Genomic DNA, 14,180 nt, shown 5'->3' with positions numbered 1-14,180 from the left:
TGCGGGTTCGACGCGCGCGGTTTCGACAAGCTCAACCCGCAAGGTGCTGCCCGTCGAGCGCGGTTTCGACAAGCTCAACCCGCAAGGTGCTGCCGGTCGGGCCCGGTTTCGACAAGCTCAACCCGCAGGGTGCTGCCGGTCGAGCGCGGTTTCGACAAGCTCAACCCGCAGGGAGCCCGTCGAGACCAAGCTCAACCCGCAGGGTGCTGTCGGTCGAGCCCGTCGAGACCAGGTTCAACTCGCAGGGTGCTGCCGGTCGAGCGCGGTTTCGACAAGCTCAACCCGCAGCGAGCCCGTCGAGACCAAGCCCAACCCGCACGGTCAGGCCGCGAGGCCGAGGCGGCGCAGGTCGTCGCTCGAGGCGCGGTATTCGTCGCCCGCTTCGACGGTGACCTCGCGCGGAACTCGGGCGCCGTTCTGCACCCGCGCGTCGATGCCGATGCTCGCGTACGCGCCGAGCACGGCGTTGCGGCCGACGACGGCGCGGCGCCCGACATGGGCGTTCACACCCACGACGGCGCGTTCGGCGACGATCGCGTCACCCTCGATCCAGCCGCCCGGGCCGATCTGAGCTCCGCGCTGCACTTCGGCGCCCGGGTCGACGTAGGCCGTCGGGTCGACGAACGCAGTCGGATCGACCTTGGCGGTCGTGGCAACGAGGCCCCGGCCGTTCACGTGCTTGCGATAGCGACGCGTGATCCCGGCTTCGTCCTCGAACTCGACATAACTGATGCCCACGTTCTCCTCCTTCCGGGGTGGTGATTCCACACCCGAACACTGGTACAACACTGGAGCTGACCGGGGAATTCCCGCACCGCGCGAGCTGGTGCGCTCGGGGACATCCGCGTAGTATCAAAGTGGTACCAACCGACTGGAAGGCAAGCAGTCATGGCGATGAATCTGCGCATCGACGAGGCCGACAGCGCGCTGCTGCGCGCCCTGGCAGCGAAGGAGCACCGCTCGATGAATGAGGTTGCGATCCTCGCGATCCGCGATCGGGCCGAGCGACTGTCGAAGAGCGAGCGCACGCGCGCCGCCCTCGACCGCATGGAGATCCGCGACGCGGCTCTGCTCGAAGCTCTCTCGAAGTGACCGAATACGTCGATCCCCTCGATATCGAGGAGTGGCTCGCCCGAAGAGGCCTGCATTTCCGGGACCGCTCGCTCTTCCTGTCAGCCTTGGCGGGCCCGCTGCCGGTATTCGGCGAAGAGGTCTACGAGGGCCTGCACCTGAAGGCCGCGGTCTTGATGGTCGGCATCAATCGGAACCATCCGCTGCTCGATGGGAACAAGCGCCTGTCATGGGCGGTGACGCTCGTCTTCTACGACCTCAACGGGTACGACCTGAGCCCATCGGCCGACGCGGACCCGTTCATCCGGCGTGCCGCCGCCGGCAGCGAATCGTTGGTAGCGGTGACGGAATGGCTCGAACGGAACGCACATCCGATCGCAGGTTCCAAAGATTAGGCTGTCCTAAGCACTACGGATGCCGCGTCGCGGGCCGTCCGCCGACCACCACCTCGCCCAGGCCCAGCCATGCCCTCTGCACCGCTTCTCGAGCTCGATCATGTGAGCATCCTGCATGCGGGCGCGGAGTTCCCCACCCCGGTCGACGTGTCGTTCGATGTCGCGCGCGGCGAGGTTGTGCTGATCCTCGGTCCGAGCGGCTGCGGCAAGTCGACGCTCACCCTGGCCCTCGACGGGCTCGTGCCGCATGCGGTGCCCGCAGCTCTCGACGGCACAGTGCTCGTCGCGGGGCTCGACACCCGCGAGCATCCCGTCGGCGTGCTGAGTGCGCACGTCGCCATGGTCTTCCAGGATCCCGACGCGCAGATCGTCACCGCCACCGTGCTCGACGAGGTGTGCTTCGCGCCCGAGAACCAGCTCGTCGAGGCATCCGAAGTGCGCCAGCGTGCCGAGCGCGCACTGAAGCTCGTCGGCCTCTGGGATCGTCGCGCCGAAAACCCCGACGTGCTCTCGGGCGGTGGTCGGCAACGTCTCGCGATCGCCTGCGCGCTGGCGATGGCGGCGCCCGTGCTCGTGCTCGACGAGCCGACGGCGAACCTCGACCCGGCCGGCATCGACGAGGTCTATGCGGTGCTGCGCGAACTCGCGAGCGAGCGCGAGCATGCTGTCGTGCTCGTCGAACACAACCTCGACTCGGCCGTCGACATCGTCGACCGGGTGATCGTGCTCGACGCCGATGGGCGGCTCGTGATCGACGGGCCCGCCCGTGCGACCCTTCGCGAACGGGCGGATGAGCTCGCCGCCCTCGGCGTCTGGCTGCCGGTATCGACGCTCGCGGCGATGCGCCTGCGCGACGCCGGGGTCGTACTCGACCCGCTCCCCCTCACCCCGGCCGAGCTCGCGGCGGCCCTCGACGCGCAACCCGCCCTGCCTGCCCCGCTCGGCGAGTCGACGCCCGGGCCAGAGTTCCGCTCCCTGAGCCTGTCGAGCTCCCTGAGCCCGTCGAAGGGCTCCCTGATCCCGTCGATGGGAGGGGACGGTGAGCGCGGGGGGTCCCTTCGACAGGCTCAGGGAACGAGTGCGGATCAGGGAACCGGCGTCGCGATCCGCGCCCGCGCCCTCTCTGTGCGACGCGGCGGGCGACGAGGTCCGATCGTCGTCGACGACGTCGACCTCGAGGTGGCGACCGGGGACTTCCTCGCGATCGTCGGCACGAACGGCGCCGGTAAGACCACGCTGCTGCAGGCGCTCGCGGGCGTGATCCCCGCACCGCACGGCACGGTCGAGGTGCTGGGCGTCGACCCGGCCCGCTGCGACACCCGCGAACGCGCCCGCCGCATCGGCTTCGTGTTCCAGAACCCCGAGCACCAGTTCATCGCCCCGACGGTCGCCGAAGAGCTCGCACACGGCCTGCACCAACAGGGCGCGAGCACCGCCGACATCGAACGCGGCGTCGACGCGATGCTCAGCCGCTTCGGGCTCGAAGCCCTGCGCGACCGCCACCCCTTCCTCCTCTCCGGGGGGCAGAAACGCCGCCTCTCGGTCGGCACCGCACTGATCGCCGGCGCCCCCGTGCTCGCCCTCGACGAACCCACATTCGGACAGGATCGTGCACGCGCCGTCGAGCTCCTCGACCTGCTGCGCACCCTGAACGACGATGGGGCAACCGTGCTCGTCGTCACTCACGACCTGCAGCTCGTCGCCGACCATGCGAGTCACATCGCGGTCATGGCCGAAGGGCGCCTCCTCGGCGTGGGCCCGGCCGCCGAGGTGCTCGCGGGGCCGCTCATCGAACAGGCCGGACTGCGTCACCCGCCGCTCGCCCGCGCTACTCGCGGTCTCAAGCGGCACCCTGCCTGGCATTCGGTGGTGCGGATGTCGCAGCTGCCGGTCACTTCGAAGGCGAACTCGTGAGCACGTCCGACGCGCGCGGCGCCGAGGCCTCGCTCGGCGCGGCCGGGCACGACCGTGAGCGCCTCGCCGGCACCGGAGCATCCGCGGCGCCCGACCTGGCTGTGCCCGACCCGACGACCCTCGATCCGTTCGCCGAGCATCGCGCCCAACACCCCGCGCACTTCCTCTACGCCCTGAACCCGTTGGCCAAGCTCGCGGCGCCGCTGCCCGTGATGGTGTTCGTCGTGTTCAGTCGCGGCATCACCGTGCCGCTCGCGTTCGTCGCATTCGCGATGGCGATGCTGCTCATCGGGGCCAGGCTGCCGGGGCGCGCGGTCGCCGCGCTCCTCGTCGGCACCCCCGTGGCCGCTGCGGTGCTCGGCGTGACGTTCGGCGTGTGGATCGACCCGTCGAGCGTGGCCGGCGAGCCGGAGGCATCCATCACCCTCGTCTCGATCGGCGACTGGGACTTCACTCTCGCCGCCTACCTCGTCGGGCTTGCGACGGGGCTGCGCATCCTCGCGATCCTGCTGCTGTCGCTCATCGCCGGCGTCACCTCGACCGGGCCCGAGTTCGTTCGCGCGATGGTGGCGAACCTCAGGGTGCCGTACCGCATCGGCTACACGGCGCTGGCCGCACTGCGATTCGTGCCCCGCTTCGGTCACGAGCTCGAGATCATCCGGGCCGCTCATCGCGTTCGAGGCACGGATGTCGGGCGCGGGCCGGGCGCGGCCGTGCGACGTGCACTCGGCTACATCGTGCCGTTGCTCGCCTCCGCGATCCGCCATGCCGAGCGAGTCGCCCTCGCGATGGACGCCCGCGCCTTCGGCGCGCACCCCGCTCGCACCGAGCGGCACCTCTCGCCATGGCGCGTGCGCGACACGGTGTTCGTGGCGTGCTTCCTCGTCGTGAGCGCGGCCATCGCTGCGCTGACGTGGGGCCGCTGAGCGCGCTCATCCCGCACACCCGTACCGGGAACGACGATGGGCCGGACGGCACGCCGTCCGGCCCATCGAGCAGCGTGCTACTGGGCCGCCGCGGTGTCTTCGATCTCGACGAGGAACACGAGGGTCTGGCCGCCGAGCTCGTGCGCTTCGGCATCCGTGCCGTAGGCGTACTCCGGCGGAATCGTCACGATGAGCTTCGTGCCGACCTTCTGGCCCACGAGCGCCGCGCCGAAGCCCTGGATGACGCCGTCGGTCGTGAACGTCGCGGGGTCGCCGCCGTAGCTCTGGTCGAAGATCTCGCCGGTGTCCCAGCTGGTGCCCTGGTACTGCACGGTGACGCTGTCACCGGCCTGCACCTCGGCGCCGTCGCCCTCTTCGAGCACCTTCAGCTCGAGCTCGGTCGACGGCGGGGTGCCGGGCAGGGTCACCGTGGGCGCTTCGCCTTCGGCGCCGAACTTGACCTCCGGCACGTTCTCGGTCCACTCGGCGGGCTTCAGCGGCTCCTGCACCTCGACGACGTCGATGACGATGACGACGGTCTCGCCGGCGGCGACGCCGATGGTCTCGTTGCCGGTGTCGCCGTAGAGCGTCGACGCGGGCGCGACCGTCACGGTGCGCGAGCCGACGGGCACGCAGTCGATGCCGGCGAGGAACGACTCGAACACGCTCTCGTCGCCGACGGTGATCGTGGTGGGCTGCGAGAACAGCGACTCGCCGCTCGTGCCCGAGAAGGCGGTGACGACGACGTTCATCGGGTCACCGGCAGCGGTCTTGTCGCCGTCGCCCTCGATGACAACGGTGCGCTCGAGTTCTTCGGCCTCGAGCGGCGTGGTGAATGTGGCGGTCGGTGACGCGGCGAACTCGCCCTCGACGGTGACACCGTCGCTGAGCGAACCCGACTTGACGTCCATGCACTCGGCGGCGGCGGGCGTTTCGGATGCCTCGGGCTGGGAGCCGCCGGCGCAACCGGCGAGGAGCAGGGCTGCCACGGAGGCGAGCGCGATGGGCGCGGCGCGGCGCAGGGCACGGTTCATGGAGGAAGTCTCGATTCGATCGTCAGCTGTGTGCTCCCAGTCTGCACGGTTCTGCTTTCGATTGCCTGAGTTCGTGCTCCCTGTTGCCTGAGTCGGGAGTCGGGATCCCGCGGCGGACCACCGGAATCCGCTCGTTCTGGGCCGATCAGGGCCAGAATGGGTGAATGGGGGACAAGTTGGGGGAACCTGATCTCGCTGGAGGATTCGCGGCTGCGGCCGCGTCGTTCATCGAGCTCGATGACGCGCTCTGGAATCCGATCTCGACCGCGGCGGTGGCGCGGGCGCGGCCGCGGTTCGACGAACTCGTGCTCGACGCATGCTCGGGCGACGGGGCAGCCGCGTTGCCGACGGCAGAGCTCGTGGGCGTCGGCGGGGTGGTCGATGCGGTCGAGCTCGCCGAACCGCTCGTCGAGGTCGCACGAGAACGAGCAGGCGAGCGGATGCCGCAGCTGCGCTTCCACGTCGCCGACGTCACGAGTTGGGAGCCCGCGGGGTACGACCTCGTGCAGTGCGTGCTGGGCGTCTTCTTCTTCCCCGATCCCGATGCCGGCGCCCGTCACCTGATCGAGCGCGCCCGGCCCGGCGGCCGGGTCGCGATCACGGTCTGGGCCCGGGGCGCATTCGAGCCCGTGCCGGAGCTGCTCGCGGCGGCCCTGCCCGATGGGGGCGCCGATCTCGATGACGACGGCCCGCGCGCGGCCGGGCTCGACTCGATCGACACCGCGGGAAGTCTCGCGCAATGGCTCACCGGGCTCGGGCTCGCGGGGGTGCGCGCCGAGACGGTGCAGCGGCACCTCGACCTCACTCCCGAGCTCTCATGGACGCTCGTGCTCGGCACCCCGCTTCGCTTCATGCTCGACGGACTCGACGAGAAGGCGATCGCGGGTGTGCGGGAGCGCTTCCTGAGCTCGCTCGAAGAGCGCGACGTGGCCTCGATCGACCTGACGACCCTCATCGCCGTCGGTCGGCGTGCGCCCTGACGGGGTCGTACTCCGTACTCGGGGCAGGCGTCCCACCCAGCACGTCTCCGGCCTGAAGTACATGGAATGGTCGAACACGATCATGGCGATCGAGCTCCGGAGCGAACGAAAGAGCGACGCTTGACCTTGACCCAAGGTCATGGTGCACGCTGACGTCATGAGCAAAACGAACTCCACCAATTCGAAGAAATCGGCCAACACGACTTGGACTGGCATGGTGTCGGTCGATGACACGGCTTTGGCCGTCACTGACACGGGCGGTCCCGGTATCCCCGTGCTGTACCTGAACGGCGCGTACGCCTCGAAGCGGCACTGGGGGCGCGTCATCGCCGATCTCGGACCGGGCATGCGGCACATCACGTTCGACGAACGCGCCCGCGGAAAATCGAAGCTCGCGGCCGACTACTCGTTCGAGGCCTGCATGCGAGACATCGACGCCGTCCTCGCGGCGAGGGGCGTGGACCGGGCACTCCTGGTGGGCTGGTCCTACGGAGCCCTGCTGGGAGTGCACTGGGCCAGCCGGAACCCGGACCGCGCCCTGGGCGTGGTGGGGGTCGACGGCCCGTACCCGGTCGGCTGGACCGACGAGGCCGGCCACGACGAGATCCGGAAGGTGTTCCGGCGCATGAAGCCCATGATGCCGCTGGTTCGTCCGATGGGCCTGGCGGCGCGGTTCTCCGCCGAGATGCATGCGGAACTCGCCATCGAGTCCCACCTGCTCCACGCCGCCCTCGAACCGATCCTCGACGGCATGACCGTGCCGGTCCGGTACGTCGTCGCGTCCGGTGAGGCCGTGGGCAGCCGCGACGACCTGCAGGAGCAGATGCGCAAGGCCATCGACCCCGTGCTGGCCCGCAACTCGAACCTGAAGATCAGCGCGAAGGTCGCCGGCAACCACGGGAGCATCCTGCGCAAGGACTCCCCGGCCGTCGCCACGGTCGTGCGCGAGGTCGCCGCCCTCGAGCGGAGCGGTCGTTGAGGGCATGATCGGCGGACTCACGATCGGGCAGGCGGCGGAATTCGCCGGCATCACGGTGAAGACCGTACGGCACTACCACCGGCTCGGTCTGGTCGACGAACCACGACGCGACAACTCCGGGTACCGGCGCTACGGATCGGACGAGCTGCTGCGGCTGGTCCAGGTTCGAACCTTGGCCACCGCCGGCGTCCCGCTGGCCGAGATCGGGACCATGCTCGATGCCGGCACCGAGCAGTTCGCCGCCGCACTCGCCGACGTCGAACGACGGCTGACCGATCGGATCACGGACCTGATCGCGCGTCGCGACACGCTGCACCGGCTCGCCGACGGCGACCGCGCGTTGCTGCCCGACCGCGCGTGCGCGGTGCTCGACCGGATGCGCGCTCTCGACTTCAGCCTCGACTACGTGATCGGCCAACGCGAGGGCCTCGTGCTCGCCCGGGCGCTGTTGCCGGGCGGCTTCGACGGCTTCCTGACCCAGATCGAGCTGCGGCTCGACGACCCCGGGTACGTCGAGCTGACCAAACGCAGTTGGGAGGCCGAGAGCTGGGAACCGGATGACCCGCGCATCGAGGAACTCGCGACCGCCACAGCCGACCATTACCTCGCCAACCCCGCCCTGCTGGGGGATCCCGGCATCATGCGGGCCTGGATCGACGCCTCCGCCAAGTACACGCTGATCAACAACCACGGCGAAGGCCAGGCGCCGATCTCCGCCCGGCTGACCGCGCTCACCGAGGCCAGGCTCCGCGCCGCAGGAGTCCCCGTGCCGCACGAGCGACCCGAGGTCTGACGCTCGATCGCCGGTCGAGTAGCGCCCGACGAAGGAGGACGCGTATCGAGACCCCGCACCCCCAAAATGCCGGTCGAGTAGCGCCCGACGAAGGAGGACGCGTATCGAGACCCCGCACAGGTCTCGCTGCGCTCCCTACTCGACCGACGGAACGGGGTCGGAGCCGACCGCGACCGCGCGTGAGTCGTCGTTCGACCATTGGCTCCACGAGCCCGGGTAGAGCGCCGCCCCGATGCCCGCGATGGCGAGCGCCGCGACCTCGTGCGCAGCGGTCACCCCCGACCCGCAGTAGGCGGCGACGGGGGTGCCGACGGTCGCGCCAACTGCAGCGAAGCGTTCGCGCAGCGCCTCGGGCGACAGGAACCGACCGTCGGCATCGAGGTTGTCGCCGCTCGGCGCGGAGTGGGCGCCCGCGATGTGCCCGGCACGGGGGTCGATCGGTTCGACCTCCCCGCGGTACCGAGGTGCGGCTCGTGCGTCGAGCAGCACGCCTTCGGCCGGGAATGCCGCGGCCGCGTCGATGTCGATCACCGGCATCGAGCCGAAGTGCGCGGTCGCGTCGCCGGGCTCGGGGGTGACGTCGCCGGTCTCGAGCGGATGCCCCGCGGCCCGCCATGCGGCGAGACCACCGTCGAGCATGCGCACATCGTGGACACGGGCGTGCCGCAGCAGCCACCATGCCCGTGCAGAGGACTGGTTGCCGACGTCGTCCATGACCACGACGGTGTCACCGTCGCGCAAGCCCCAGCGACGCATCGCGGCGGTGAACGCCGCTTCGGAGGGCAGCGGATGCCGCCCCTCCCCCGTCACCGCGTGATCAGCGAGCTCGTGATCGAGATCGACGTACACGGCGCCCGGAACGTGCCCCGCGCGGTACGCCTCCGAGCCGTCGGGCTGCGCGAGGGTCCAGCGCACGTCGAGCACGACCGTTCGCGCTCCGTCGGAGAGTCGTCGAGCGAGCGCTTCGGCGTCGATGAGAATCAGCATTCCTCCATCCAACCCTCTTCTGCGGGTTGAGCCTGTCGAAACCTCGACCCAGGAGGGTTTCGACTGGCTCAACCCGCAAACGGACGTTCTGCGCGCAACATCCGTGTCTCCGTTGCATAACGGCGGCTTGCGGATGCCTCGTCACGCACCGTATCTTCGAGGGAGTCGAAATAGTGACCGAATGGTCGGTCATGAATCATCACCCCCACTCAGCGAAGAGAACCCGTCAGGGCTCAAAGGAGAGTTCACCCATGCACCGTGTGCAACGCCGCCTACTCGTACCCGCCGCGGTCGCGGCATCCATCGCCCTCGCTTTCACCGGTTGCTCGAGCTCGAACTTCGGCGGCGGCAGCGACGAGGGCGCCTCGGAAGACGGCCCCATCAAGATCGGCGCCGTGCTCGATATCACGGGTGTCGGCGCGAACCTCGGCGTGCCCGAGCAGAACACGCTCAACATGCTCGCCGAGCAGCTCAACGAAGACGGCGGCATCAACGGCCGCGAGGTCGAGCTGATCATCAAGGACAATCAGTCCACCGAAGACGGCGCGGCCAAGGCCACGTCGCAGCTCATCGAGAACGACGACGTCGACCTCATCATCGGTTCCTCGCGCACCGGCCCGTCCCTCGCAATGCGCCCGCTCGTCGAGGCCGCCCAGGTGCCGACCATCTCGGTCGCTGCGAACGCCTCGATCGTCGACGGTTCCGAGTGGGTCTTCAAGACCGCCCAGAACGACCTCGTCGTACTCGAACGCATCCTCGACGACGCCCAGGAGAAGGGCTACACGAAGGTCGCCCTCGCACGCGACGCCACCGGCTTCGGCGAGGGCATCTCCGAGATCATCACCGAACTCGGCGAGGAGCGCGGCATCACCCTCACCGCGACCGAGTCGTTCGAGCCCAGCGCGACCGACTTCACCGCGCAGATGACGAACATCCGCAGCGCCGACACCGACGCGGTCATCATCTGGGGCATCACGCCGTCGGCCGGCCTCGCCCAGGCCGCCTACGTGCAGCTCGGCGTGAACAAGCCGGTCTACCAGTCGCACGGTGTCGCCAACGACGCGTTCTTCGAGGCCGCCGGGCCCGCAGCCGAGGGCGTCATCGCCCCCATGGGCCGTCTGCTCGTCGCCGACCAGCTCGCCGCCGACGACCCGCAGAAAGAGGTCATCGACCAGTTCATCGCGGACTACACCGAGGCCTTCGGCAGCTCGCCCTCGAGCTTCGCCGGCCACGCATACGACGCCTGGCTCGTCGGCACGGCGGCGATCGAGGCCGCAGGCACCGACCCTGAGGCCCTCCGCGACGCGATCGAGTCGACCACCGACCTCGTGGGCATCTCGGGCGTCTTCACGATGACCCCCGAGAACCACTCCGGCCTCACCGCCGACGCGCTCATCATGGCGCTCGCCGAGGGCGGCCGCTGGACCCTCTACGAAGAGTAGGCAGCACTCGTTTTGATCGATTTCCTCCAGCTGACGGTGGCAGGGCTTTCACAGGGATCTGTGTACGCCCTGCTCGCCGTCGGCCTCATCGCCACCTACACGGTGCGGCACGTCGTGAACATCGCCCAGGGCGACTACGCGACGCTGGCCGGTCTTGGCAGCATCTCGCTCGTCACGGCCGGCCTGCCGCTGCCCGTCGCCATCCTCATCGCGCTCGTCTCGGTGACCCTCGCATCAGTGCTCATCGAACGCCTCGTGATCTCACGGGTGAAGAACCTCACGACGCTCGTCTCGATCATCCTGACCCTCGGCGTCTCGACGTTGCTGCAGGCGATCATGCTCCTCATCTGGGGAGCAGAGGGTCGACGTCTGCCTGCCTTCCCCGGCAGCGACCTCGACCTCGGCGGTGTCAGCATCCGCTCGCAGGAGCTCTGGATGCTCGGTGCACTCATCGTCGTCGGCGGCGGCGTGCTGCTCTTCTACGAGAAGACCCGCTGGGGCAAGGCGCTGCGAGCGAGCGCAGAGCAGCCGGTTGCAGCACGCATCGTCGGTATCTCGCCGGCCGTGGCATCCGTCATCGCCTTCGCGATCGCCGGGTTCGTGGGCGCGACGGCGGGAGTCGTCAGCTCGCCGATCTACCTCTCGATCTGGTCGGGCGGCCTGCTGCTCGGCCTCAAGGGGTTCGTGGCGGCGGTGCTCGGCGGGCTCGTCTCGTTCCGTGCGGCGATCGTCGGCGCGCTGCTGCTCGGCATCATCGAGTCGTACGTCGCCGGCTACGTGGCATCCGGATGGAAGGACGCCGTCGCGTTCTTCATCCTCATCATCGTGCTCATCATCCGACCGGCTGGCCTCGTGCTGCGCCCGAACGCCGTGAGGGTCTGAGATGTCCTACCTGAACAAGGCCGCCCTCCGGTCGAAGACCGGATTCTGGCCCAACAACCGCGGCACGATCATCGGCGTCGCAGCGTTCGCCGTGATCATCGCCATCGTGCCGTTCACGGCGAACTCGTCGATGATGAACATCGCCGTCTTCTCGATGATCTTCGCGCTGCCCGCGATCGGCCTGTCGCTGCTCATGGGCCTCGCCGGCCAGGTGTCGCTCGGCCAGGCCGCGTTCTTCGCGATCGGCGCGTACACGCACGCGATCCTGTTGCAGAAGTTCGAGCTGCCCGGCCTCGTCGCCGCGGTGGGCGGCGTCGTCGCGGCGATGCTCGCGGCGCTCCTCGTCGGCTTGCCGATGCTGCGCCTGCGCGGCCACTACCTCGCCCTCGCGACACTCGGCCTCGGCTTCATCGTCATGATCGCCGTGCGCGAGTGGGACTTCACCGGCCGCACGACGGGCATCTACGGCTACGGGCGACCCGAGATCTTCGGCATCCCGATCGACAACAACGGCCTGTTCTTCTGGTTCGTCGCGCCGTTCGTGCTCATCGGCCTCGTGCTCGCGCTGAACCTCACCCGCTCGCGGGCGGGCCGGGCGCTCTCATCGGTCAACGACTCCGAGCTCGCGGCCGAGTCGCTCGGCGTGAACACCTACGCCCTGCGCGTGAAGGTCTTCACCCTCTCGGCGGGCTTCGCAGGGCTCGGCGGCGTGTTCTACGCCTATCAGGTGCAGATCGTCTCGCCGCAGGTCGCGGAGTTCCACGTCTCGGTCGAGCTGCTGCTGATGGTCGTCATCGGCGGCCTCGGCTCCGTGTGGGGCGCGATCGCCGGTGCGTTCATCGTCGAGTTCCTCTCCGAGGGCTTGCGCGACCTCATCCCCGCGATCATCCCGGGCGCGACGGGCGAGGTGCAGCTCATCGGCTACGGCCTCGTGCTGATCCTCGTGATCATCCTGTTGCCGGGCGGGCTCTACCAGGTCGTGAAGACCGCGTGGGCGGCGATTCGCGGGCGGAATGCGAAGCGAGCGGATGCCGCGGCGCGGCCGGTGCCAGACGGCGCCGCCGACGCGAGCGCGGGCGACGTGCCGACGCGCGCGTTCGGCGGGCTGCCGGGCGAGTCGGCGTCAGGTGCCACTGGTGCCGCTGGTCTCGACGAGGCGAGGGATGCCGCGGCATCCGCCCCTCGCATACCGGCCGTCTCGACGCCGGTGGCGGTCGGCGAGACGATCCTCGAGGTCACGGGGCTCACGAAGCGCTACGGCGGCGTGGTCGCCGTCGACGATGTGAGCTTCACCGTGCCCGCCGGCCGCATCATGGGCCTCATCGGCCCGAACGGCGCCGGCAAGACGACGTGCTTCAACATGATCACGGGCGCGATCACCCCGACGTCGGGCACCGTGCGCTTCCTCGGCCAGGAGGTGCAGGGCAAGAAGCCGCACGTCGGCGCCGAAGCCGGCCTCACCCGCACGTTCCAGAACCTGCAGGTGTTCTCGTCGACCGATGTCGTCGGCAACGTCTACATGGGCCGGTACCGCAAGGGTCGCGCAGGCATCCTCCGCGGCATGCTCGGCCTGCAGGGCCGTGAGCAGTACGCGCACGAGGAGATCGCACGCGACATCCTCGATTCGATGCGGCTCGGCGATGTCGCAGGCCTCGCCGCGGGCGACCTTCCCTTCGGCCGCCAGCGCATGATGGAGGTGTGCCGGGCGCTCGCCGCCGAGCCAGCGTTGCTGCTGCTCGACGAGCCCATGGCCGGACTCTCGGGCAGCGAACGCGAACTGCTCGCGACGCTGCTGCGGGCGCTCCGCGACGCGGGTCTCACGATCGTGCTCGTCGAGCACGATGTGGCGCAGGTCATGGCCCTCGCCGACTCGGTCGCGGTGCTCGACGACGGCGTGCTCATCGCGCACGGCGACCCAGAGTCCGTGCGCAACGACCCCGCGGTCATCGTCGCCTACCTCGGCACCGATGCCGAAGAGGCCGAGGCCGAGCTGAAAGAGCTGGAGGAGCACTCATGACCCTCGAAGTCGCTAGCCTCGATGCTGGCTACGGAAAGCTCGCGATCCTGCACGATGTGAGCCTCGCGGTCGCGCCGGGCGAGATCGTGACGGTCGTCGGCTCGAACGGAGCGGGCAAGACGACCCTGCTGCGCGCGCTCAACGGCCTCATCAAGCCGACCGCCGGAACCGTCACCCTCGACGGGGTGAACCTCACCGGGCGGCCGACGGAGAAGATGGCGGCGCTCGGGCTCACCCATGTGCCCGAGAACCGGTTGTGCTTCCCGTCGCTCTCGGTGCGCGACAACCTCATGCTCGGCGCGTGGAGCCGCGGCGGCAAGGGTGACCTCGCTGCCGTGGTCGAGCTCTTCCCCCGGCTGCAGCCGCGCCTCGGCCAGGCGGCAGGCACGCTCTCGGGCGGCGAGCAGCAAATGGTGGCGATCGGCCGCGGTCTCATGGCTTCGCCCAAGGCGATCCTGCTCGACGAGCCCTCGATCGGGCTCGCCCCGAAGGTCGTCGCCGAGATCATGAAGGTACTCACCGAGCTGCGCGGCCGGGGCATGGCCGTGCTCCTCGTCGAGCAGAACGTGCGCGCCTCATTCGGCATCGCCGACCGTGCGGTCGTCATGCAACGCGGCCGGGTCGTGCTCGAGGGCACGCCTGCCGAGCTCGTCGAGCTGCCCGAGGTGCGCAACGCGTACCTCGGGGGTGCGGCGGCCTGACCACCGGCTCAGGGCAGTGACGGATGCCGCGGGAGAGTCCCGCCCGCGGCGTCCGCTCG

The 14,180-nt window shown here is 69.5% G+C and carries 14 protein-coding genes; 11 read left to right on the top strand and 3 right to left on the bottom strand.

Annotated features, from left to right (window positions below):
* Positions 1 to 321 precede the first annotated feature (321 nt).
* Positions 322 to 738: a transferase gene (locus tag AC1C2U_RS18245; RefSeq protein WP_495363186.1), complete on the bottom strand. Its 417-nt coding sequence runs from the start codon at positions 736 to 738 to the stop codon at positions 322 to 324.
* Positions 739 to 888: 150 nt separating this feature from the next.
* Between AC1C2U_RS18245 and AC1C2U_RS18240 the strand changes: the two genes are divergently transcribed.
* From AC1C2U_RS18240 to AC1C2U_RS18225, 4 genes are all read left to right on the top strand, one after another.
* On the top strand, positions 889 to 1,092 hold the full coding sequence (locus AC1C2U_RS18240; RefSeq protein WP_495352515.1) for a hypothetical protein: 204 nt from the start codon (positions 889 to 891) through the stop codon (positions 1,090 to 1,092).
* Positions 1,089 to 1,466 (top strand): type II toxin-antitoxin system death-on-curing family toxin, encoded by a 378-nt coding sequence (locus AC1C2U_RS18235; protein ID WP_495363185.1) that lies wholly within the window; start codon positions 1,089 to 1,091, stop codon positions 1,464 to 1,466. The genes AC1C2U_RS18240 and AC1C2U_RS18235 overlap by 4 nt, the downstream gene beginning before the upstream one ends.
* Before the next feature lie 69 nt (positions 1,467 to 1,535).
* Positions 1,536 to 3,380, top strand: coding sequence for an ABC transporter ATP-binding protein (locus AC1C2U_RS18230; RefSeq protein ID WP_495363184.1), 1,845 nt, complete (start codon positions 1,536 to 1,538; stop codon positions 3,378 to 3,380).
* Positions 3,377 to 4,306 carry an energy-coupling factor transporter transmembrane component T gene (locus AC1C2U_RS18225; RefSeq protein WP_495363183.1) on the top strand — a complete coding sequence of 310 codons (930 nt, stop codon included), beginning with the start codon at positions 3,377 to 3,379 and terminating at the stop codon, positions 4,304 to 4,306. Before AC1C2U_RS18230 ends, AC1C2U_RS18225 begins: the two co-directional genes overlap by 4 nt.
* Before the next feature lie 77 nt (positions 4,307 to 4,383).
* Here AC1C2U_RS18225 and AC1C2U_RS18220 read toward each other — a convergent pair whose 3' ends face one another.
* Positions 4,384 to 5,340 (bottom strand): FKBP-type peptidyl-prolyl cis-trans isomerase, encoded by a 957-nt coding sequence (locus tag AC1C2U_RS18220; RefSeq protein ID WP_495363182.1) that lies wholly within the window; start codon positions 5,338 to 5,340, stop codon positions 4,384 to 4,386.
* Positions 5,341 to 5,504: 164 nt separating this feature from the next.
* On the opposite strand from AC1C2U_RS18220, the gene AC1C2U_RS18215 reads away from it, so the two are divergent.
* The 3 genes from AC1C2U_RS18215 to AC1C2U_RS18205 all read left to right on the top strand — a co-directional run bounded on the left by AC1C2U_RS18215 (position 5,505) and on the right by AC1C2U_RS18205 (position 8,092).
* Positions 5,505 to 6,320: a class I SAM-dependent methyltransferase gene (locus AC1C2U_RS18215; RefSeq protein WP_495363181.1), complete on the top strand. Its 816-nt coding sequence runs from the start codon at positions 5,505 to 5,507 to the stop codon at positions 6,318 to 6,320.
* A gap of 157 nt (positions 6,321 to 6,477) precedes the next feature.
* On the top strand, positions 6,478 to 7,299 hold the full coding sequence (locus tag AC1C2U_RS18210; protein WP_495363180.1) for an alpha/beta fold hydrolase: 822 nt from the start codon (positions 6,478 to 6,480) through the stop codon (positions 7,297 to 7,299).
* A gap of 4 nt (positions 7,300 to 7,303) precedes the next feature.
* Positions 7,304 to 8,092 carry a MerR family transcriptional regulator gene (locus AC1C2U_RS18205; RefSeq protein WP_495363179.1) on the top strand — a complete coding sequence of 263 codons (789 nt, stop codon included), beginning with the start codon at positions 7,304 to 7,306 and terminating at the stop codon, positions 8,090 to 8,092.
* A gap of 135 nt (positions 8,093 to 8,227) precedes the next feature.
* Here AC1C2U_RS18205 and AC1C2U_RS18200 read toward each other — a convergent pair whose 3' ends face one another.
* Positions 8,228 to 9,079 carry a sulfurtransferase gene (locus AC1C2U_RS18200; RefSeq protein ID WP_495363178.1) on the bottom strand — a complete coding sequence of 284 codons (852 nt, stop codon included), beginning with the start codon at positions 9,077 to 9,079 and terminating at the stop codon, positions 8,228 to 8,230.
* Between the two features lie 251 nt (positions 9,080 to 9,330).
* Between AC1C2U_RS18200 and AC1C2U_RS18195 the strand changes: the two genes are divergently transcribed.
* From AC1C2U_RS18195 to AC1C2U_RS18180, 4 genes are read left to right on the top strand one after another with little or no spacing between them, the layout of a single operon-like run.
* The gene (locus AC1C2U_RS18195; protein ID WP_495363177.1) at positions 9,331 to 10,521 is read left to right on the top strand and encodes an ABC transporter substrate-binding protein; all 1,191 of its coding nucleotides are present in this window, start codon (positions 9,331 to 9,333) and stop codon (positions 10,519 to 10,521) included.
* A 36-nt stretch (positions 10,522 to 10,557) separates the two neighbouring features.
* Positions 10,558 to 11,403 carry a branched-chain amino acid ABC transporter permease gene (locus tag AC1C2U_RS18190; RefSeq protein ID WP_495363282.1) on the top strand — a complete coding sequence of 282 codons (846 nt, stop codon included), beginning with the start codon at positions 10,558 to 10,560 and terminating at the stop codon, positions 11,401 to 11,403.
* Position 11,404: 1 nt separating this feature from the next.
* Positions 11,405 to 13,420, top strand: a complete 2,016-nt coding sequence (locus AC1C2U_RS18185) for a branched-chain amino acid ABC transporter ATP-binding protein/permease (RefSeq protein ID WP_495363176.1) — start codon at positions 11,405 to 11,407, stop codon at positions 13,418 to 13,420.
* The gene (locus AC1C2U_RS18180; RefSeq protein WP_495363175.1) at positions 13,417 to 14,121 is read left to right on the top strand and encodes an ABC transporter ATP-binding protein; all 705 of its coding nucleotides are present in this window, start codon (positions 13,417 to 13,419) and stop codon (positions 14,119 to 14,121) included. The genes AC1C2U_RS18185 and AC1C2U_RS18180 overlap by 4 nt, the downstream gene beginning before the upstream one ends.
* Positions 14,122 to 14,180: the final 59 nt, after the last annotated feature.

Source organism: Agromyces sp. Y575 (genome assembly GCF_059445445.1).
This window is presented reverse-complemented; position numbering and strand designations above follow the sequence as displayed.

Bases quoted from the DNA above. Each gene is read 5' to 3' on its own strand.
- AC1C2U_RS18200 (WP_495363178.1), bottom strand. From the start codon at position 9,079: ATGCTGATTCTCATCGACGCCGAAGCGCTCGCTCGACGACTCTCCGAC.
- AC1C2U_RS18210 (WP_495363180.1), top strand. From the start codon at position 6,478: ATGAGCAAAACGAACTCCACCAATTCGAAGAAATCGGCCAACACGACT.
- AC1C2U_RS18220 (WP_495363182.1), bottom strand. From the start codon at position 5,340: ATGAACCGTGCCCTGCGCCGCGCCGCGCCCATCGCGCTCGCCTCCGTG.
- AC1C2U_RS18195 (WP_495363177.1), top strand. From the start codon at position 9,331: ATGCACCGTGTGCAACGCCGCCTACTCGTACCCGCCGCGGTCGCGGCA.
- AC1C2U_RS18205 (WP_495363179.1), top strand. From the start codon at position 7,304: ATGATCGGCGGACTCACGATCGGGCAGGCGGCGGAATTCGCCGGCATC.
- AC1C2U_RS18230 (WP_495363184.1), top strand. From the start codon at position 1,536: ATGCCCTCTGCACCGCTTCTCGAGCTCGATCATGTGAGCATCCTGCAT.
- AC1C2U_RS18180 (WP_495363175.1), top strand. From the start codon at position 13,417: ATGACCCTCGAAGTCGCTAGCCTCGATGCTGGCTACGGAAAGCTCGCG.
- AC1C2U_RS18185 (WP_495363176.1), top strand. From the start codon at position 11,405: ATGTCCTACCTGAACAAGGCCGCCCTCCGGTCGAAGACCGGATTCTGG.
- AC1C2U_RS18240 (WP_495352515.1), top strand. From the start codon at position 889: ATGGCGATGAATCTGCGCATCGACGAGGCCGACAGCGCGCTGCTGCGC.
- AC1C2U_RS18215 (WP_495363181.1), top strand. From the start codon at position 5,505: ATGGGGGACAAGTTGGGGGAACCTGATCTCGCTGGAGGATTCGCGGCT.